Source organism: Fluviispira sanaruensis (assembly GCF_004295685.1).
Lineage (GTDB): Bacteria > Bdellovibrionota_B > Oligoflexia > Silvanigrellales > Silvanigrellaceae > Silvanigrella > Silvanigrella sanaruensis.
Window position 1 is genome coordinate 2,650,166 of the sequence record NZ_AP019368.1, and the last position, 20,867, is coordinate 2,671,032.

The window sequence follows — 20,867 nt, forward strand, 5'->3', positions numbered from 1 at the left end:
CGAATCGAACTTTGCTATTCCAATACAGTTGGCAAAAAGTCGATTTGTTTCTTTTTTTATACCGATTTTAAAAAGGTAATTTTTTATGTCTACAGATACAAACGCTCCAATCCCTATTACTCAGATTGGTCATGAGAGATTGAAAGAAGAATTAAAGCGCTTAAAAACCTTGGATCGCCCAAAAGTGATCTCTGAAATAGCGGAAGCACGCGCTCTTGGAGATTTATCCGAAAATGCAGAATACCATGCTGCACGTGAGAAACAGGGTTTTATTGAAGGCCGTATTATGGAACTCGAAGACAAATTAGGCAGAGTTCAAGTTATTACGGGCGGAAAAGGCAGAACAGATCGAGTTGTCTTCGGTGCATTGGTTTCACTCATCGATGTGAGTGACGATAGCAAGGGTGAAGAAAAATCATACCGAATTGTCGGAGACCTTGAAGCTGATATTAAAAACAACGCCATCTCAATTTCAAGTCCTTTGGCAAAATCTCTCATAAACAAAACCGTTGGGGATATTGTCACTGTTAACTTACCAAGAGGCGAAAAATATTACGAAGTTAAAGACATTCGCTTTATAGATTGATTCACTATGTCCTTTTCTATAAACGAATTTCGCTCACCTGCCATGTTAATCCCAATTGCACAAATACACTCTGATTGTTTATTGATAAAGTATTTAAAAATGACGTCGACGAGCAGTTATTCGTGCAGCGTATGGTTGTGATGCGATAACCAGACTGAAAAGAAAAAGCCAAACTCTTTTTGTAAAAATAATCCACTCCACCAAAAAAAGACAACATATCTGGAACGGGCGCAAGTGCTCTTGAAGCACCATTATCGGTAATGATAGACATATCTGGATACCAATTCGCTCCATACTCTGCCCCAGTAAAGAGTCGGTATTGTTTTTTTAAATTTAAAGAGAGACCAACCAAGGCAGTCGGAAATGCAATGCCAACCCCAGGCTTTAAATTTCCATAATCCGTAGTCGGTAAAATGACCCCGGCAGTCGATCCGAGAAAAAAACCGAAATTTGAGACTATATTTATATGATATGCATATCTAAAATAAAGAGCTATTCCCATACGTGTTTCAGAAATAGGAGAAATCGTACCAAAACTTGAGGACTGGGTTTGGTTAACGTGCCAAGTGGATCGTTCCCATGATGATAAAAGGGAAAGAGTGTGACCAGAGCGAAATGTTGGGGTATAGAGGGTATTTTCTTCCGTATCTTCTTGTGCAAAAAGCGTGCTAGAATTAAGACTTAAAAGAAGCAATGGGATTAATTTGCATAAAAAAGCGGTTGAAGGAGACATTGTTAAATGCCGATTCCGATAAAAAATAAACTTCTTTCTGCTTTTATAGGTCTTATCTTTATTACTGTTTTTTTCAGTACAAACCATCACCTCTTTATTTATTTGAATGGTGCTATATTTTGTACATTTTTGCTTATTATTTTCTTTATCTTGCATAAATTCCAATTTCATTATTTATCTTTTATTTCATATCATTTTACTGCAATTGCCTTATTTTTCATTTATCCTCTCGCAGAAATCGCTGTTTTTTCAGTTCTTGCAATTCTTTTGCGCGAGTTTATTTTACTCACAAAAGAACGTGGAGAGAAAAACTCAAGAACAAGTCTATTATGGGACTTAGGCGCAATAAAGCCCAATAGACAAATATTAATTGTTCTATATCATACTTTACCTTTAATCATAACTTCTCTCGTCATTGGCATTGCTGCCAACATGATCTCATTTTCTGCTCTTGCCCTTGCCTACATTCCTCTTTTCATATTTGCTATAAGTTTTGGGAACCTGCTTTTCGTCGAAATGGAAAAAGCAGAATTAGAAAAGAGGTAATAACAATGAATATCCAAAATAAATTTGCTGTTAGCTGGAAGAAAGTTCAAGAATCTATAACCGATGCAGCAACAATCAGTTCGCGTGAAATCAAAAGAGGCATGGATGAAGCTAAAAAACAATTTGGCAAAGTAAAACTTATTCAGCGCCGAAAAGAACTTTTTGCAGAATTGGGGAGAAATCTTTATGAGGCTCAACAGGATGGTCTCCCGAAAGAAATCAATAGCTTTCTTAAAGAAACAGAACTGTATGAGATTATTTTAGAAATAAAGGAAACAGACGAAGAACTTCTGAAACTGAGAGGTATAGAAAAAGAGCAATTATGAGAAATAATAGAGGAAAAATATTTTTTGTTTGTTTCTTCATAATTATTGTTATTATATTTGCCTTTATAAATATCGTAATAGGTCCTCTCATTATCTCTTTTATTGCTGCTTATTTGATTAATCCAGTGTTTGAATATTTAGAAAAAAAGGGAATCAATCGGGCTTTTATTTCTTTTATAACTATTATTATTCTTGGTATCTTAACATTTCTTGCTGTATGGCTTTTTCTTCCATTGCTCTTCAATCAAATTGAAAACTTGATTACAAAATTGCCGACGTTCAAAAACCATATTGAACTTAATATTGTTCCTAAAATCCAGCTAATTATAAGTGATATTACAGGACAAAAACAATATAAAATATTACATATTTATGATTTTATTCCTATCAATTTAGAAAATCTAAGCGATACTCTTCTGTCACGCATAGGAGCAAGCACACGCTTCATTGCATCACTTCTCATTATCGCTATATTTACTCCGCTTTTCTCATATTTTCTTATGAGAGATTTTAATAAAATTCATAAACAAATATTCGATCTTGTCCCTATTGATATAAAACCAATATTTATTGAGTTCATTGAAGAAGTAGATAAAAAATTACGTTCAGTTCTCCGTGGACAATCTTTAGTTATATTGATACTCTGCTTTTTATACCCAACAGTCTTTTTAATTGCTGGCTTACCTGCTGCAATTGCTGTCGGAATACTCACTGGAATCTGTAGACTTGTTCCATATATGGATATTCTTGTAGGGAGCTTTTTATGTTTTTTCGTCTTAGTCACGAATGCAGCAGATAGTCATTTAATATTGTCTGTTTCATTAGCATTTTTAGCAGTGCAATGTTTGGATGCTTTGTTTATCACTCCAAGAATACTTGGTCGTTTTTCTGGACTGCATCCTTCTCTTGTCATTTTATCGGTACTATGCTTCGGAGATTGGTTTGGATTTTATGGAATATTACTAGCAATTCCCCTTGCTGCAGTTGGAAAAGTTTCTTTTAAATTAATTTTAAGAACATATAGAGAATCGGTGTTTTTCAAAAATGGCGACAATGGATAATGCAAAATATATAGACAACGTAATTGAGCAAAAGATAAATTGGAATTCTATATTTGTGACTCATTCTAAGAAATATTGGGATCCTATGTTCCGTTTTTGTTTGAGTTTAACAAACAATAAAATAAATGCTGAAGATATTCATCAGACAGCTTTGTTTAAAGCACTTAAGGCATTCGCAAAATTTGTATTAAAATACAATGAAGAAATCCGTCACGAACATGAAATTAACGAATTGTTTTTAAAACCTGAAACTCAGTATCATTTTAAAAATTGGTTGTATAGAATTATAAAAAATACCTATCTCGATGAATTGGAAATTCAAAAAAGATGGAATTTCGACACTTCAGAAGACTCCTTGGAAAAACTTTCAAGTGATACTTCATCTCACTTTAGCCAAGTAAGTTCTCAACAAAATTTTGATATGAAAAAAGAAGAAAAGATTTTTTATCAACTTGCCTTAGATGACCATTGGAAAAAACGCTTTACTCAATTAAATGACCGGCAAAGAAGCATTATTTTTCTTGCTGCTGAAGACTATTCTTACAAGGAAATTTCTGCCATATTGGAAATTCCAATAGGAACTGTTATGAGTACGCTTTCACGCGCTCTCCAGAAGTTGAAGTCAAATTCATCAAATTTGGAATAAAAAACTTTTTTTGATCGTTTATACTAATATAAGTATGGTCTCAGCATTGAGGTGTCTTGTATGTTACAAAATGAAAATATGAATGAAAAGGAATTAGAAAGCTGGAAAAAGACAATAAAAAATCATTTTGAAACGTTTTCGTTAACAAAAGACAAAAAAAATGAACTTGAACTTTTGCTTTTAAAATCTGATAATTTTTCTCACAGAACTGCTATATCGCACAATAAACTCTTGAATTTAAAAAAATTTAAGGGAATTTTAATTAAAAATCAAAAATTTATTTTTTCACATTTAGGAGTTGCAGCTATTGCTGCTATCGTCACTTTTGCCACTCTTGAGGGGTTCGAAAGTAACAATCACGATATTCTCTCAGAAATGGCTTTTTTACCCGATTCAGAATCATTACCTGCGGATTTCGATCTCGTGGGCGATGCTGCTGCTCTCCCCCAATTGACTTTGGAGTCACTGCCAAACCAAGCATTTAAACCTGTTATTCCGAAAAAAATTGCCCAGAAATATGAAGCCAATGAAGGACGTTTCTTTTATTTAAAAGGACAGCAAGGGGTGAGTATCTCTATGAAACCACTCGCACCCACTTTACCACATTCTACCTCTGAAATTCACTCAACTCGGCCAAGTACACTTTATATCGTTAAACTTTCACAGAAAAATGAAAATGCTTTTCCTAAGCAAAGAGTGTTGAGAAAAATCACCTCTTCCACAGGCAAAGTAAGAAGAGTTTATGCTTGGCAGGATGGCGCTTATGGCTATGCTATCGTTCAACCGCAAAATATCTCAGATGGAAGCCTCTCAGCAGATCCCTTTCAAACCAGTGAAGAAAATTCTCCCTTAAGCCCTTGAGGGAACAATGCACAGAGAAAGAAATAGAAGAAAGTTTTTATTTTTCAGGTGGCAATATATCGGGAGTCTGGGCAATAAAATCTTGGGCTTTTAATTTCCCTGCACCAAAATCAAGAATAACAACGTTGCGACCATTTTCCTTAGCGTGATAAAGACATTCGTCAGCTCTTTTTACAGCCGCTTCTTTTGTATCATCCACAGAGTTTATTAAGGTAACACCCACACTTGTCGTCACAGGGATTTTAGTGCCTTGAAATATATATTCGTGATCTTGTATTGCTGACCTAAACTTTTCTGCAGTAACTGCTGCTGCACGCTCATTTGCATCGAAAATAACAACCAAAAGTTCTTCTCCTCCATACCGTCCAAGAATATCCGATCGGCGTGAATTTTCTTTTAAAATTTTTGCTGTTTCAGTCAAAACAAAATCACCAGCTTGATGTCCATAGGTATCATTTACATTTTTAAATTTATCCAAGTCGAACATAATAATTGCAAGGCGAGGTTTAATATTATTTACTTTACAACGTTCAATTTCTTTAGAAATTTGATCTTCAAAATAACGGCGCGTGAACAAACCGGTGAGAGCGTCCGTTATTGATTGTAAGGACTTATCTTTATATTTAGTTTGCAAATTAGTTTCTGCAGTGACATCACGCATTAAAAGACAAACACCTAACATTTTTCCATCATCTTCATAATATGGATAGCTGCTAATAATTAAAGTAACTTCTTTTCTATTCGTTACATTAATAGCAGCAACTTCATCTATGCGAGTCGGATTGGGAGACTCTAAAAGTTGATCAATTGCAGATTGAGATGTACCTTGCATCGTAGTTAAGAGCATCTCTTTTAAGGTACCAATACGTCTCACATCGATAGCACGCAATTCAATAATTTGACAAAAGGCAGAGTTAAACTTTAAAACTTTTTGTTCAACATTAATTAAAATAAATGCATCAAGAAATACGCGAGTAAAGTCTCTATGCACTTCGAATTTTTCTATCAATCGTGAGTCGAGAACACTTTGATTCTCCAAAATTCCACCTCAACGTTTTAAAAAAACAAAATACTCATCTTCTAATTCTTCTGTTTGCATTCCACATTCATCCGATTCACATTTTGGAGCATTTGGAATTGTTTTTGAAGGAAGTGAAGACGTTTCTATTAATTTTTTTTCTTCTTTATTACAAACTTCGCAAATATAATTCACAAAAAAACTTGCAACCGAAGCTTTTCCTAAAAAACTTGGAATCATATTTATTTGCATTATAACATCGGGCGTGCACTCATAAAAAATAAGGCTGCGCCCCTCTTCTATAGAGCGTAAAAAACTGACCCAAGCACGAACACCTAAAGAATTGATGCTTTTAACTTGCGAGAAATTAAACCCAACTTTTTTAACATCTTTAAGCTCGAGAAAAAGATCTTTAAACGTCATTTCAGAGTCTTCATTGATCAGACCCATTAACGTTATCATTTTTCCATCTTCTTGCTGCATGATGGAGTATTCCACTTTTTCCCCCTCCCATAGAGAATCACATGAGTATTCTCAATAGAGTTTAGCAATTTTTTAAAGGAGTAAGATTTTTAGGAGAGATTCTTGACATTATAGGAAACGATTACTAAATGAGTAATTGGCAGATAGATGAACTGTAAAAGCATCTTCACCATCTGTGCTCTTGTGGCGGAACTGGTAGACGCGCGCGACTCAAAATCGCGTTTCCATCGGAAGTGGGAGTTCGATTCTCCCCGGGAGCACCATTTACGTATTTTCCAACTAGACTCATCCTAGATTATTCAATTATTAGAACTTTTTAATTTCAATTTTAATGCAATAAAAAGCTTATAGACTTGAATGTTCAGCTTTAAATTTCCCTTGTCAAACGGGAAAAAATGAGGCATGGTTTCGGTTTCTAGGAATGATTTTCTAAGGAAAATTCGTTCTATTTTTATTTTATTCAATAAATTTAAGGGGTTAAACATGACTTCACCTACAGACAAGACAAATCGCTGCCGCGAAGCCAAAAAGGTAAAAATGGGCAAGAAAGATAAAAATAAACTCCGCAGAACTGGAACAACTCCAAGCTTGTTCACACTCAACAAGCCTACTCCAAATGAGCTTAAAAATTAAAGTTCTGGTTAAAAGTTATCATTTTAGGGAAGAGATTCCTCATGCATCGACAGGTTAAATATTGCATTTCTCCTGTTTATGCTGAGAATTTTCTTCTCTTTTTTTATTTTTTATGGAAGACATGATAGATTCTGATTGATATAGTAAAAAAAGACTATACATTCCTCTTATTCATTTTTTAAAGGAGATTGCACACAATATGCGTCCAATGGGAAACCAACAAACTCGTACACCTGCTCAAGATGGTCCACGTATTAACGATCGTATTAAAGCCACAGAAGTCCGCCTGATTTCAGATACCGGCGAACAAGTTGGCGTTTTACCAATCCGCGAAGCTCTTATGCGAGCAGAAGAGCTAGGACTGGACTTAGTTGAGGTTTCACCTGACGCAAAGCCACCTGTATGCCGTCTTATCGACTATGGTAAATTCAAATACCAACAAAGCAAAAAAGCTCAAGAAGCCAAGAAAAAGCAAGTTGTTATTGAAGTCAAAGAAATCAATTTAACTCCAAATATTGATAAACATGACATCGAAACAAAGCAAAATCATATTAAACGATGGGTGGCTGAAAAAGCGCGCGTCCGCGTTGGAGTCAAATTCCGTGGCCGCGAAATGTCTCATATAGATCTTGGTTATAAAGCTCTGCAAGAGCTTATGACAGGCCTCGAAGAAATTGTTATTCAAGAGGCGCCACCCCGCATGGAAGGACGCCGCCTCGTTGTCACTCTCCTTCCAAAAAGCGATAAGGTATGACAACCAATTATCAGAGATGTGAATTAGCTATTTTAGAAACCTCTGATCTACACTGCAATGTCGTTCCACACGACTATTACAATGATGTAAAAATCGAGCATTATGGATTAGCCAAAACAGCCTCTCTGATAAAAAAATTTCGTAAAATTTACGAAAATAATCTTCTGGTTGACAATGGCGATCTTTTACAAGGCTCTGCCCTTGCGGACCTCGTCGCACGGGTTCACCCACTTAAGAAAAATGAAATCCATCCTATCTTAAAAGTCATGAATATTCTGAACTTTGATATTGCTACAGTTGGCAATCATGATTTTAATTATGGCCTGGATTTCTTATTGAATGTCGTTCAAAAAGCAAAATTCCCCTTTATCTGCTCAAATGTTTATTACTATAGCGAAAATGCAAAAAACAAGCGTGGTCAGAGAATATTACCGGGTCATTATATAATAGAAAAAAAACTCAGTTGCAATGAAACCATTAAAATTGGTTTTATGGGCGTCGCTCCCCCGCAAATTATGACTTGGGATAAACATATTTTACTTGGAAAAGTTGTTGTCCAAGAGATTGTTGAAGCTGTTAAAGAGCAAGTTAAAGAATTAAAGAAAAAAAAAGTAGACCTTATTTGTGTTTTAGCACATAGCGGAATTTTACCATTAAAATACAATTTAGGTACAGAAAATGCAGTCTGTGAAATTAGCACAGTAAAAGGTGTTGATGCCATATTCTCTGGACATGCACACAGCGTTTTTCCTGGTGGTAAAATTTTTAATAATCTTGAAAATATGCATATTGATAACACGATTGGTAAAATCAATAATGTACCTGTTGTTATGCCTGGGGCATGGGGAAGTCATTTAGGAATAATACGTTTTTTATTGGAAAAAAAGAATAAAAAATGGAATATCTTACAATCATTTTCTGAAGTTCATAATGTTAAAGAAACAACTGCTGATTCAGAAGTTCTTGCCGCGATTAAAGATGACAATGAACACACTCTGATGCATATAAGATCGACTGTAGGCGAAAGTAATATACATATTTATTCCTGGTTTTCTACCTTACAGCACACTTTGGCTTCGCAAATCATCCAAGAGACTGGAGTCGAATATGCAGCAAAATATCTTGCACAAACTGAATGGAAAAACCTCCCTATTTTGTGTTCATTTGCACCAGTAAATACAGGTGGGCATGGCAGTCCATATATTCATATTCAAAAAGGTCCCCTCGCAATAAAAGATATTTCAAATCTTTATCCTTATGATAATGAAATAAAAGTTGTACTCATCAATGGAGAGCAACTCAAAGAATGGCTCGAATTTTCTGCACAAGCATTTCTGCAAATAGATATTGAATCCGATAAAGAAATATCTTTATTAAATCCATTTTACCCTTCATTTAATTTTGATTGTATATCTAATATTGAATACAATATTGACGTTACTGTACCATTAGGTAACCGCATAAAAAATCTAATTTATAATAATATACCAATATCTCATAAGCAACAGTTTGCACTTGTCACAAATAATTACCGCGCATCGGGAGGGGGAAACTTCCCAAATTTCGATAAATTAAAAACGATTGTCGACTCCACAGAATTCTTTAGAGATATATTGATTGAAAAAATTAAAAAAATAAAAACTCTCGATCTCAAACTCACAAAAAGTTGGTCTCTTCTACCAACACCTTATTGTAAAGCAAAAGTGTTTTTTGAAAGCACAATGGATTCTATTCCTTTTCACCCCCCATTCTTATCTGTGATATCAACAGATCCCAAAACAAAAAGAGTCAAATACGCCGTAGATACGACAAAATTTTGATTGCGTATAAAGTAAATCATTTAATATTCACATACATCGTTTAAAATTAAGATAGAAAATGTCTGGGGTGAATATAATGTTTAAAAGATTTAGCATTAAACAAAAAATGATTTATTGGAATATCTTAATAATTATTATCTTTGCAGGAATTCTTTTTTTTATAATGAACAATTCCTTGGAACATATTCTAAAAGAAAAAGAAATACAAATAAAACACATCACAGAAACGTCTTATGGCATCATTAAAAAATACATTAATCTTGAAAAAGAAGGTAAAATGACCCGCAAAGAAGCTATGGAGACAGCGGAAAGTATTATTGAACATGCTCGTTATGATGGAACAAATTATGTATTTATCGACGACATTGACCAAAGACAAATTGTAAATCCAACAAGACCTGAATTTAAAGGACAACTCCAGCCCACTCCTCCAGAAACAATGGCTCGGTTAGTCAATAGTATGAAGCAGAATAAAGAGGGTGATTATTTCCACTTCTTTACAAAAAAACCTGGTCAAGAAGGAACATTTAGAAAAATTGCTTATGTAAAACCAATACCTGAATGGCAATGGTTCGTCGGTACCGGAACATATATTAATGACATAGATGAACAACGCTGGGACTATATTATAGAATTGACAGCGATTTCAGCTGTCATCACATTCTTTCTCATGTTTGGCGGCATTTTTTTTGCGAATCTTATTTCTGTCCCTTTAGCAAATTTATCTGCAAGTTTGTTAAAATCAGCCGCTAATATGGAAGAAAAATCGAAGCATTTAACACAAATGAGTGAAAATGTCGGAAATTCCTCTAAAGAACAAGCGAGCTCTATTCAAGAAACTGCAGCTGCCATTGCTGAAGTCACCAGTATGATCACAAGAACTTCCGCGCTAACAGTGCAATCTGGAAGTCTGGCGCACAAAATATCGGATGGCACTGCGCAAGGCGGAGATGCTGTGCAAAGAATGGTAAATTCTATGGAAGCCATCCAAGAATCAAGCCAACGTCTTTCAGATATTGAAGCAATCATTAAACAAATTGAAACTAAGACAATGGTTATCAATGAAATTGTAACCAAGACAGAACTTCTATCCCTCAATGCATCGATTGAAGCTGCACGTGCGGGAGAATACGGCAAAGGCTTTGCGGTGGTGGCAGAAGAAGTCGGCAACCTCGCAAGCACGAGTGGTCGATCTTCCAATGAAATTAGAGATCTCCTTGAAAAAAGTCGGGGAAGTGTCCAAGAAATCTTACAAATGACTGTCGAAAGAGTCACTGAAGGACAAAATAAAACAATTGAAGTGAAAACAACATTTGAAAAAATCACTGCTGATGTCAATGAAATAAATACTCAAATGGCACAGATAACAGAAGCCACCCACGAGCAAGAAATAGGGGTTAAGCAAATAGCAAGTGCAATGGCTAAAATTGATGCTTCTGCGATTCAAAATACAAGTAGCGCCGAAAAATCCATCACTGCTTCAAACGACGTATTTAATATAAGTAAAGATTTAAAAGACATTGCCCATAAAACAGACGATATTATTTTTGGAGAAAAGAAAAATTGCACTTAAAAATAAATAGAATAATATTAATTTTAATTTTATTTATGCTATTTCCTCTATATTCTTTTGCAGACGAAGAAGAAATTGGGAAAATAGAAAATATTATCGGCTCAGCAGAAATTATTGTTAATAATTCTCGCATTGAATTAGAAAAAGACACAACTATACACTCATCAGATACAATTATAACGAAAGACAAAACATTCGTTAAAATATTATTTTTTGATGGTGCAGATATAATATTATACGAAAATACCCAAATTAAAATTAAAGAATATAAATTTAAAATCGACGCAGAAAAAAAGAATTTAAAAGGTGTTTTTGAGGATATCAAAGGGAAAATCCGCTTTTTTGTAAAACCTGCAAAAAATACAGAAAATGATGTAAAGTATAAAACCAACAATGCTGTCATGGGAATCCGTGGAACAGGAGGCGTTATTGTTGCTCAAGGCAGTCAAAAAACACAGCTCCTTGTCACATCTGGTAAAGTTGATTTCAGTAATCCTGCCGCTCCTGATAAAATCGTTCAAGTGAAAGAAAATCAGTGGGGAGAAATGCGCGGCGAAAAACCACCGGCACCTCCCAAACCTGCAACACCTGAAATTATAAAAAATTTAGCTATCGACATACCAGAAGGTTTTGAATTAACTAAGAGCGGAGAAGATGATAAAGAGAACAAAAAAGAAGAAGACAAAAAATTAAATAATTCGAACCCTACTGGGCCACTACCACCCGTTGAATCGCCAACTGGTGCCGCGGATGATGATGAAGAAGACTCAAATAAAGAAGACAACAACAGTGACAGTGACAATAATAATTCAAATAAAAATGAGGTTGACGAAATATTCAGAATCGGACCAACAGTCAGTATTGGCTTATACCAATATCTTTCAATAGGAATAGAAATGCGTATTTTAAAATTTCTGGGCTTGAGTGTTAATATAGGAGGAGCTCCTGGTAAAATGAATCTGAAGGATTTTCCTAATATTGGCAATAAAATAAATAATAATAATCAACCAGAAATAAATAACATAAAAGCTTCATTTTTTCATGTAGAAGCACGAGCTGTTATCTATCCTTTTAAAGGTAGTTTTTTTATTGGCTCCGCTTTTGGCATGCGCAAACTAGATGTACAAGCAGACACCTGTATCTACGTAACAGTTAGCTCACAGAGCGTTTGCGTACCCGCAAATGGTGGGATAAAAATCAATACAACTTATGCGACGCCACAGTTTGGTTGGTTATTTGTTTGGGACAGTGGTTTTAGCATCGGAACGGAGCTTGGTGCACAGATACCTTTGAGTATGAGTTCGAATAACTATTATACAAATCTAAATAATTCGAATCAAACGGCCTATTCTCAAGCAATCAGTTCAGGAAATTATCAAGATTTTCAAAACACACTTCAAACCAGATTACCTGATTATTTTAACCATCAGGTTTTACCATTTTGGAATATATTAAAAATTGGTTGGCTTTTTTAAATAAACATTAATTGAAAAGGTTTTAATTCTAAGCTGAATCAAAACCTTTTCACAATAAAGTAGCACGTATGCAAATCGGCATTTTCAAGATTTCGTTAATTTTTTAACTGCTTCAATCAACATTTCTGGTTTAAAAGGTTTTACAATCCAACCACTCGCTCCCGCTCTTTTTGCTTGCGCAACTATTTCTGTAGCGCCCTCTGTGGTTAAGATTAAAATAGGCGGATGTGGTAAGCTTGCATCGCCATTGATTGCCTCAACCATTTCAATTCCGTTCATTTCTGGCATATTGATATCTGAAATTATGGCATCGATATCTTTATTAGCCTTAAGCTTTTCAATCCCCTCTCTTCCACTCTCTGCTTCGATGACCTCAAAACCACTTTTAGTCAATGTGAAGTTGACTTGCTGCCGGATTGTTTTTGCATCATCGACTATGAGTATTTTTTTTGCCATGTGAGCCTCTCTAATTAAAAAAGTTTTTTAATTATATATTCACTAATATTACATTGTTTCAAGTCAATATACAAAGGGGTCATTTTTTTAAATTTAGTTTTACAGATAAAAAATATTTTTTTATCTTTTTAAGCAAAAAAACATATATCCAATAAATCGTCATTTTTTTAACACCTCTTTTTATTTTTTAACAGACAAGCACATTCTAACAAGTGTTATTTTATAAGTATTTAATTTCAATTATGGATTTTATAACCGCAAGGAGAAATTAATGGATGTTGCTAAACTCACAGCCCTTAAGTCACCAAATGAAGAAGAATATATTGGCATGTCTGAGAATTCTCCAATCAATATTTTATACTGTGATTTAGACTTTAGCATAAAATATATGAATCCAACGAGCAGAGATACCCTCTTAAAAATTGAAAAGTATTTACCGATTAAAGTTAATGATATTTTAGGGGCATCAATCGATGTTTTTCATAAAGTTCCTTCCCATCAACGTCGTATTTTAGCTAATGACAAAAATTTACCCCATAGGGCCATTATAAACGTTGGACCTGAAAAGTTAGATCTACTTGTATCTGCAATATATGATAAAAATAGCAAATACATCGGCGCTATGGTTACTTGGGATATCGTAACAGAAAAACTTGAACTGGCGAATAATCTCGCTCGAATCAGCTCCATGATGGAAAATATTCCGATTAATGTTCTATTTTGTGGACTTGATTTTATTATAAGTTATGCAAATACAGCAAGTATAAAAACTTTAGAAAAATTGGAGAAATATCTTCCTATAAAAATAAGCAATTTAATAGGCACGAACATTGACGTCTTTCATAAAGTACCATCCCATCAGCGTAACTTATTATCCAATGAAAGAAATCTTCCCCACAGAGCCATCATAAGTGTGGGCCCAGAAAAACTCAGCCTATTAGCTTCGGCTGTGCTTGACTTAAATAAAAATTTTATAGGAGTAATGGTTACCTGGGAAATAATCACTGACAATGTTAAACTTGTTGAAAATATTAAACAAGCTTCGCAGCAACTTGCATCTGCGTCTGAAGAACTCAATGCTACTGCAAAAGAAATGAGCATAAATGCAGAAAAAACAACTGCTGTTGCAAATTCAACGGCTGCCGCTTCAGAAGAAGTGTCACACGGAATACGCTCAGTTGCTACAAATACGGAAGAAATGTCAGCTGCAATTAAAGAAATTGCCCGCAATGCCACTGAAGCTTCGGCCAATACATCATTGTCACTTAAGCAAGCACAAAGCACCAATGCGATCATAATTAAGTTAGGTGAAAGCAGCCGGGAAATCGGCAATGTCATAAAAGTGATCAGCTCGATTGCACAACAAACAAATTTACTAGCTTTAAATGCCACTATTGAAGCTGCACGTGCAGGTGATGCGGGACGTGGTTTTGCTGTGGTCGCAAATGAGGTGAAAGAACTGGCTAAACAAACAGCTAAAGCAACTGAAGATATTACAAACAAAATCACGGGTATTCAAAGCGATTCAAAAAGTTCTGTGGATGCAGTCAGTCAAATCAGCCAATCGATTGAAAAACTCACAAGTATTGCCAATGCGATAGCGGCTTCAGTGGAAGAACAGGCGGCGACAACCAATGAAGTTTCTCGTATAGTCCTTGAGTCTGCAAAAGGGGTTACAAATATTACCGATAATGTAAAAGTTGTGTCAGAAGCCGCTACGCAAACTTCCAACGGCTCATCACAACTCCTTTTAGCGGCAAAATCTTTAAGTGAGCTTGCTGTTAATCTAGAAAGTCTAGTCAAGAATATTAAAATTTAATTTATTTATAATTTAGATATATAATAAACCAATGCTATTTCTTGCCCTAGGCATTAATTTCTTATCAAAACAAATCTTAAACAAATTAAATTCTTAATTGTAAAAAAAAACCGATAGTAAAAATGTATAAACATGAGATAAAAATATGGAAAATGAAAATTTAAAAATTTTATGGGTAGATGATGAAGAAGACAATCAAGAAGCAATTGAGTTTATTATAAATAAAGCTGGTTTTATTCCTATATATACAGCAAAACCAGAAAAAGCACTCGAAATTTATAAAGAAGAATTCTTAGATCTTGCTTTGGTACTTTGTGATTATATGATGCCAAAAATGAATGGGTTCGAATTTAGAGAAAATATTTTAAAAATCAGTGACTCTGTCCCATTTGCCATAGTTTCTGGACAATTAACCAAAGAAATGGCACTTGAAGGAATTTCGCAAAAAATTTGTGGGTTTTTAAATAAACCATTTGATGAAGAACAAGTGGTAGCAATGATTGCGAAAGAAACCCTCTCTCGAGTCCAGTTTATCAATGAGAATAAAGCCATTGAAGAAACATTTGTAGAAGAAGCTTCCGCAATCTTAGATGAAATCGAACCCTTTTTATTGTCCCTCAATTTCAACCGGCATGATCCCGATGCGATGAAAGCAATTGCACGCGGTGTTCATACTTTAAAAGGCTCAAGTGGTTGTCTCAGAAGTAATACTTTGACAAAATATATTCACAAATATGAAGATCTTTTTTCACCTATACTCAAAGGGGAAGCAGCTCTTACCGATGATATTTACGATGTATTATTTCGCGGTCTTGATAGAATCAAAGAAATTGTCATCAGTATTTCAAATAAAAAACTCCATTTGTATAAATTAGAAGATCTGCTTGTTGATTTAAATATAAAAATGGAAGATTTTTCAAAATCAATCCAAAATGCTGAAAATCGAAATCAAAGAGATAGCCAAGCATCTCCCCCCCCATTGCAGCAAAAACTTAAAGAAGCCATTTCAGTACCTATCCAAATGCTTGATGAGCTCTCTGGATATTCGGGAGAAATAACAGTTATACGCAATATGATAAACAAAATTATTTTTTCATTAGAAGCAAAAAATTCAAATGATAAAGACGTTCAAGGGCTTAGAGAATTATTTGATGAAATGCATAAAATAAATAGCACAATTCAAAATCGCATTACCGATCTTTGTAAAGTTCCGCTTTCAGGAATTTTTAAACCTATTCCTCGCATCATACGCGACCTTGCAAGAGAATTGGGTAAAGAAATTCAAGTTAAAATTAGTGGAGAAAATATAAGAGTGGCAAACAGTCTTGTTTTAGTTTGCAGCAATTCTCTGATACATCTGGTCCGTAATAGTGCTGACCACGGAATAGAATTACCAAATGAACGATTACAAGCACAAAAACCTGCACATGGAGTTATAGAAATTCTCTGTAGCGAAGATAATAATGAACTGCAGATCATGATAAGCGATGATGGCAGAGGTATAAATCCAGAAAAAATTAAAGAAAAATCCCTGGAAAAAGGACTTTTTAATGAAGATGATTTAAGAGAAATGTCTGATAGACAAATATTAGAAATTATTTTTTCTTCTGGCTTTAGCACTGCCGCTAAATTAACAGATGTCTCTGGCCGCGGTGTTGGCATGGATATGGTGAAATCATCAGTAGAATCTGCTGGCGGACAAATAGATATTGAATCTAAAATTGGCATTGGTACTTCATTTAAATTGCGCTTACCAAAACCAAAGTCTGTTCTCATAATTAATTCTCTTTTAATTAAATGTGCTGACAGATGTTTTGCTATCCCGCAGGATTCAATTTTACATGTTTTACGGGTTGAGCAAGAAAAATACCAAGCCATGGTTCAAAAAATTGCGTCTGGCTATGTGCTTTGTTACAATAATCATTTGTATCCGATATTAGATTTAAAATCATTGCTAAATATTTCTGATCATTCTCACATTCATGATTCAAATGAAAATATAAAAGAAATACTTATTCTCCAAACAGAAAAATATTTGTATGCACTGTTTGTTGATGGAATAATGGACTCAGAAGAAATTGTCGTTAAAAGAATAAATTCATGCTTCAACTATAAAGGTATTTATACAGGTGCAACTTTTATGGGAGATGGATCTGTAGCACTTATTTTAGATATTAAAAATCTTGCTGAATTTGCTGGATTAAAAATAATAGAGACAAAAATTCAACAAAAGGACGATGGCAAAAAAATAGATAAAATATTATCAAAAAATGATTCAATGCAAGATTATTTATTGTTCAATTTAGATTCGAAAACACTGTATGGAGTTCCATTAAATCAAATATTCAGACTAGAAGAAATAAGAGAAAACAAAGTGCAATACTGTGGCCTTGAAAGAGCAGTTTTATATCGAGAAAGTATAATGCCTATATATTCCATGGAAAAACTCTTAAATATTTACCCTAAAAAATTAGAAAAAGAAAATCATAAAGAAAATATATCAATTATTGTTACCCAATATTTGGATGGATATATGGGGCTCGAAGTTCCGCAAGTATTAGACATAGCTTCTGGAGAAAAAAATCTAATAGATAAAATTCGTGATAGAATTGGAGTTATAGGAAATACCTTTATTCAAGATAAAACAATAACAGTTTTAGATTTACCGACAGTTATCCAGAATTCGGACAAGAAAAAAGTATAAATAAGGTAGAACTCTCTGTTAATAAGGAAACTGTTTGATGGCAATGTCACCAGAAGCAAAACAATCCGCTCTTTCTGAATATTTCGATGAATGCCATGAAATGCTTGATCGTCTTGACAAAAATATATCTACCGTGGAAAAAAATGGTACGGACAAAGAACTTTTAGCCGCTATATATCGTGATATGCATACATTAAAAGGCACATCGCAATTATTTGGTTTTGCTAAAATGGGTCGACTTGCTCACGTGATGGAAACATGTCTGGATCCTATTCGCAAAGGCAAAGCAAAACTCTCGGATGAATTACTTGATAGTTTATTTATTGGTCTCGATTTTATTACTAACTCTTTGGAGTTTATAAAGGAAAAGCACAAGGAAGCAGATCATCATGAGATATTGGAAAGTATTCTTGCGAAATTTATCACGGCAGTTGAATTAAGTATCACGGGGTTAGAAGCGCTTTCTAAAGATAAAATTCTATTTGTCGATAATAATTTGCCACCTCTTAAAAATGGAATAAAACAAGAGGAGAAAAGAAAGGTGCCTGTTGAAAATAAAAAAGAAGAAGAACATGTCGCCTTCGAAATTTTTGACGTGCCCGAAAAAACAGGCCAAAACATAGTTTCAACTCCGAAATCACCAGTTCAAAATAAAACAGAAGAAATCCAGACAAATGATAAGAAAATCTCGGAAGAACAGATATCTGAAACAATTCGTGTCCAAGTCAATCTCTTAAATAATTTAATGAATTTAGTCGGTGAACTTGTCCTCATTCGTAATCAATTGCTCCAACATGCAAAACTGAATGATGAAGACACTGAGTTTTTAAAAATGAGTCAAAGGTTAAATGTTCTCACGGCTGAATTGCAAAATGAAGTCATGAAAACAAGAATGCAACCTATTGGCAATGTCTTAACCATATTTTCTCGTGTTGTCCGTGATTTATCTAAAGAGCTTGGGAAAAAAATAGACCTTGTTCTCTTAGGAGTCGAAACGGAGCTCGACAAAACGGTTATAGAAGCTGTAAAAGATCCACTCATGCATATTGTCAGAAATGCAGTGGACCATGGCATAGAAACTATTGAAGAACGCAAAAAAATTGGTAAAAAAGAAACTGCTCACATAAGAATAAAAGCTTATAATGAAAGTGGTCAAGTCATTATTGAAATCATAGATGATGGACGCGGTATAGATAAAGATAAAATCGGTGCAAAAGCGATTGAAAAGGGGATTATATCTAAAGAAGCTCTCGCAAAGATGACGGAAAAAGAAATTCAACTCCTGATTTTTGCTCCAGGATTTTCAACTGCCGACGTGGTTTCTAACATCTCGGGTCGCGGAGTGGGAATGGATGTGGTCAAAACCAATGTTGAACGCATAGGTGGCTTTGTTGACCTTTTTAGCGTTCCTGGTGAAGGGACAACTATAATCATTAAAATCCCTCTCAGTCTTGCAATCGTTCCAGCTCTTGTTGTTCAAACGGAAGGACAACGTTTCGCTATACCGCAAACAAAACTGGTTGAACTTATACGTATCGATCACAGTGATGAAAATTCAGAAAAAATAGAAAATTTACAAGGTCAATCCGTATTAAGACTCAGAGGGAAATTGCTTCCAATTATTTCTCTTTCACAAGTGCTATTTCAAAAAAATCTACCTACAAATATTGAAAAAGAAAATTCAGTCTCAAATATTGTCATCTTAAATGCAGATAATTTTTTATTTGGCTTGATTGTCGATGAAATTAATGACTCAGCAGATATTGTAGTTAAATCACTCTCTCAATTTTTAAAAGATTTAAAAGTATTTTCAGGCGCAACAATTATGGGCGATGGCACGGTTGCCCTCACTATTGATGTGTTAGGTATAGCAGAAACTGCAAAAATATCTATTGATCATACAAATGAACGCCCATCTAGCAATATTCAAACTAAATCAGAAAGCACCTATCATTCTGATATCTGTGAATATCTTTTAATCGATACAGGAGCGCCAAGTTCCTATGCCATTCCTCTTTCTATCGTAAGTCGACTCGAAGAATTTGAAAGCGAAAAATTTGAACTTTCTGGAGAGCAAAAAGTAATACGTTATAGAAATTCTCTGTTACCTATATTTTCTCTTCCTGATTTTCTTGAACTGCCATTTGAGGATCCTAAAAAAATAATTACACGAGAAAGAACTCCAATCGTTGTCATAAAGAGAGGAAGTTTCTCTTATGGAATTGAAGTGAGAGAAATTCATGATATAGTAGAAGTTTCTTCTGAAATTAATCAATCAGTAAAAGATAGACCGGGGATATTAGGAACAATTGTCACAAATGAACAAATCATAGTTGTTGCAGATATATTTGGCATGATTGACACAATTAAGTTAACACTTGAATCACAAAGCCATACACACCCAGAAGTCGGGCCTGCAACGATACATAATCATGAATCCACTCAACGAAATATCCATGAACCCATTCAAAGACACAAGCACAGAATTTTATTAGTTGAAGACAGTTCATTTTTTAGAAATTATATTCGTACTGTTCTTCTCGAAGCAGGTTTCTTAGTTGATACTGCTTACGATGGAGCAAATGCTCTTGAAATTCTCGACAGTGCTCCTAAAAATCAGTTTTCATTAATATTATCTGATATCGAAATGCCTATTATGGACGGAATTTCACTTGCTAAAAAAGTTAAGTCATCAAAAAATTATGGCAACATTCCGATGATAGCTGTTACGACAAAATACAGTCAAGAAGACATTGAAGAGGGGATAAATGCAGGGTTTTTGATTTATTTAGAAAAGCTTCGTGCTGAAAAACTCATTGCTGAATTGGATGAAATTCTTATTCACAATGAAAAAAAAGGAGAAAAATAAAAAATGCATGAAGATGAAAAAAAACAAAACAATTTAAATAATACTATGACTAACAAGACAAAACAATTCTCAGCATTTTATTTAGACAACCGCTTATATGGTATTGAAGTGAGCCGTGTGCAAGAAGTGGTACGTTCTTTAAATATGACCCCTATTCCATTAGCCCCAGAATATGTTAGGGGTTTGATCAATTTACGCGGCCAAGTCGCAACAGCTATTGGTTTACGCCAATTATTTGGTTTTCATGCACAACTTCCAGAAGAATTTATCAATATAGTTTGCAAAATAGATGGCATGCTTATTTCATTTCAAGTGGATGAGATAGGTGACGTTATTGAAGTCTCTGAAGAGGATTTTGAACAAACACCACAAACAATTACAGAAGATATTCGCAGATATATGCTTGGGGTATATAAGATTTCAAATTCTCTTTTAAGTGCAATTGATGTTGATAATATAATTAAGTTTTTAAATCAAAAAACTTGAAATATGTTTTAGCAATAT

General features: G+C 34.4%; 19 protein-coding genes and 1 tRNA gene. 16 read left to right on the forward strand and 4 right to left on the reverse strand.

The window, feature by feature from the left end:
• The first annotated feature begins 85 nt into the window (after positions 1-85).
• The gene (gene greA / locus EZS29_RS11145; protein WP_130610474.1) at positions 86-586 is read left to right on the forward strand and encodes a transcription elongation factor GreA; all 501 of its coding nucleotides are present in this window, start codon (positions 86-88) and stop codon (positions 584-586) included.
• 16 nt (positions 587-602) lie between these two features.
• Here the strand turns inward: greA and EZS29_RS11150 are convergent, their stop codons facing one another.
• Entirely contained in the window at positions 603-1,319 is a 717-nt protein-coding gene (locus EZS29_RS11150) for a hypothetical protein (RefSeq protein ID WP_130610477.1), read from the reverse strand.
• Positions 1,320-1,325: 6 nt separating this feature from the next.
• Between EZS29_RS11150 and EZS29_RS11155 the strand changes: the two genes are divergently transcribed.
• From EZS29_RS11155 to EZS29_RS11175, 5 genes are read left to right on the forward strand one after another with little or no spacing between them, the layout of a single operon-like run.
• The gene (locus EZS29_RS11155; RefSeq protein WP_130610480.1) at positions 1,326-1,865 is read left to right on the forward strand and encodes a hypothetical protein; all 540 of its coding nucleotides are present in this window, start codon (positions 1,326-1,328) and stop codon (positions 1,863-1,865) included.
• Positions 1,866-1,870: 5 nt separating this feature from the next.
• Positions 1,871-2,191 carry a hypothetical protein gene (locus tag EZS29_RS11160; protein WP_130610483.1) on the forward strand — a complete coding sequence of 107 codons (321 nt, stop codon included), beginning with the start codon at positions 1,871-1,873 and terminating at the stop codon, positions 2,189-2,191.
• Entirely contained in the window at positions 2,188-3,252 is a 1,065-nt protein-coding gene (locus EZS29_RS11165; protein ID WP_130610486.1) for an AI-2E family transporter, read from the forward strand. Before EZS29_RS11160 ends, EZS29_RS11165 begins: the two co-directional genes overlap by 4 nt.
• Complete coding sequence (locus EZS29_RS11170; RefSeq protein ID WP_130610489.1) at positions 3,236-3,898, forward strand: RNA polymerase sigma factor; 663 nt, start codon at positions 3,236-3,238, stop codon at positions 3,896-3,898. Before EZS29_RS11165 ends, EZS29_RS11170 begins: the two co-directional genes overlap by 17 nt.
• Before the next feature lie 60 nt (positions 3,899-3,958).
• A complete protein-coding gene (locus EZS29_RS11175) occupies positions 3,959-4,759 on the forward strand; it encodes a hypothetical protein (RefSeq protein ID WP_130610492.1) in 801 nt (266 codons plus the stop codon).
• 37 nt (positions 4,760-4,796) lie between these two features.
• Here EZS29_RS11175 and EZS29_RS11180 read toward each other — a convergent pair whose 3' ends face one another.
• On the reverse strand, positions 4,797-5,798 hold the full coding sequence (locus tag EZS29_RS11180; RefSeq protein ID WP_130610495.1) for a sensor domain-containing diguanylate cyclase: 1,002 nt from the start codon (positions 5,796-5,798) through the stop codon (positions 4,797-4,799).
• A 9-nt stretch (positions 5,799-5,807) separates the two neighbouring features.
• Entirely contained in the window at positions 5,808-6,275 is a 468-nt protein-coding gene (locus EZS29_RS11185; protein ID WP_130610498.1) for an STAS domain-containing protein, read from the reverse strand.
• Positions 6,276-6,437: 162 nt separating this feature from the next.
• On the opposite strand from EZS29_RS11185, the gene EZS29_RS11190 reads away from it, so the two are divergent.
• The 6 genes from EZS29_RS11190 (at position 6,438) to EZS29_RS11210 (ending at position 12,515) form a co-directional block, all read left to right on the forward strand.
• Positions 6,438-6,523 (forward strand) — tRNA-Leu (locus EZS29_RS11190).
• Positions 6,524-6,743: 220 nt separating this feature from the next.
• Positions 6,744-6,893, forward strand: coding sequence for a hypothetical protein (locus EZS29_RS15965; RefSeq protein ID WP_172603906.1), 150 nt, complete (start codon positions 6,744-6,746; stop codon positions 6,891-6,893).
• A 199-nt stretch (positions 6,894-7,092) separates the two neighbouring features.
• Entirely contained in the window at positions 7,093-7,647 is a 555-nt protein-coding gene (infC, locus tag EZS29_RS11195) for a translation initiation factor IF-3 (protein ID WP_216678666.1), read from the forward strand.
• The gene (locus EZS29_RS11200; protein ID WP_130610501.1) at positions 7,644-9,467 is read left to right on the forward strand and encodes a bifunctional 2',3'-cyclic-nucleotide 2'-phosphodiesterase/3'-nucleotidase; all 1,824 of its coding nucleotides are present in this window, start codon (positions 7,644-7,646) and stop codon (positions 9,465-9,467) included. The genes infC and EZS29_RS11200 overlap by 4 nt, the downstream gene beginning before the upstream one ends.
• A 76-nt stretch (positions 9,468-9,543) precedes the next feature.
• Complete coding sequence (locus tag EZS29_RS11205) at positions 9,544-11,040, forward strand: methyl-accepting chemotaxis protein (protein WP_172603907.1); 1,497 nt, start codon at positions 9,544-9,546, stop codon at positions 11,038-11,040.
• On the forward strand, positions 11,031-12,515 hold the full coding sequence (locus tag EZS29_RS11210; protein ID WP_130610507.1) for a FecR family protein: 1,485 nt from the start codon (positions 11,031-11,033) through the stop codon (positions 12,513-12,515). Before EZS29_RS11205 ends, EZS29_RS11210 begins: the two co-directional genes overlap by 10 nt.
• An 84-nt stretch (positions 12,516-12,599) precedes the next feature.
• On the opposite strand, the gene EZS29_RS11215 is transcribed toward EZS29_RS11210, so the two are convergent.
• On the reverse strand, positions 12,600-12,971 hold the full coding sequence (locus EZS29_RS11215; RefSeq protein ID WP_130610511.1) for a response regulator: 372 nt from the start codon (positions 12,969-12,971) through the stop codon (positions 12,600-12,602).
• 271 nt (positions 12,972-13,242) lie between these two features.
• Here EZS29_RS11215 and EZS29_RS11220 point away from each other — a divergent pair, with 271 nt between their 5' ends.
• From EZS29_RS11220 to EZS29_RS11235, 4 genes are all read left to right on the forward strand, one after another.
• Positions 13,243-14,790, forward strand: a complete 1,548-nt coding sequence (locus EZS29_RS11220) for a methyl-accepting chemotaxis protein (protein WP_130610514.1) — start codon at positions 13,243-13,245, stop codon at positions 14,788-14,790.
• Between the two features lie 145 nt (positions 14,791-14,935).
• Positions 14,936-17,494 carry a chemotaxis protein CheW gene (locus EZS29_RS11225; RefSeq protein WP_130610517.1) on the forward strand — a complete coding sequence of 853 codons (2,559 nt, stop codon included), beginning with the start codon at positions 14,936-14,938 and terminating at the stop codon, positions 17,492-17,494.
• Between the two features lie 37 nt (positions 17,495-17,531).
• Complete coding sequence (locus EZS29_RS11230; RefSeq protein ID WP_130610520.1) at positions 17,532-20,363, forward strand: hybrid sensor histidine kinase/response regulator; 2,832 nt, start codon at positions 17,532-17,534, stop codon at positions 20,361-20,363.
• Between the two features lie 3 nt (positions 20,364-20,366).
• Entirely contained in the window at positions 20,367-20,849 is a 483-nt protein-coding gene (locus tag EZS29_RS11235) for a chemotaxis protein CheW (RefSeq protein ID WP_216678667.1), read from the forward strand.
• Positions 20,850-20,867 lie beyond the last annotated feature (18 nt).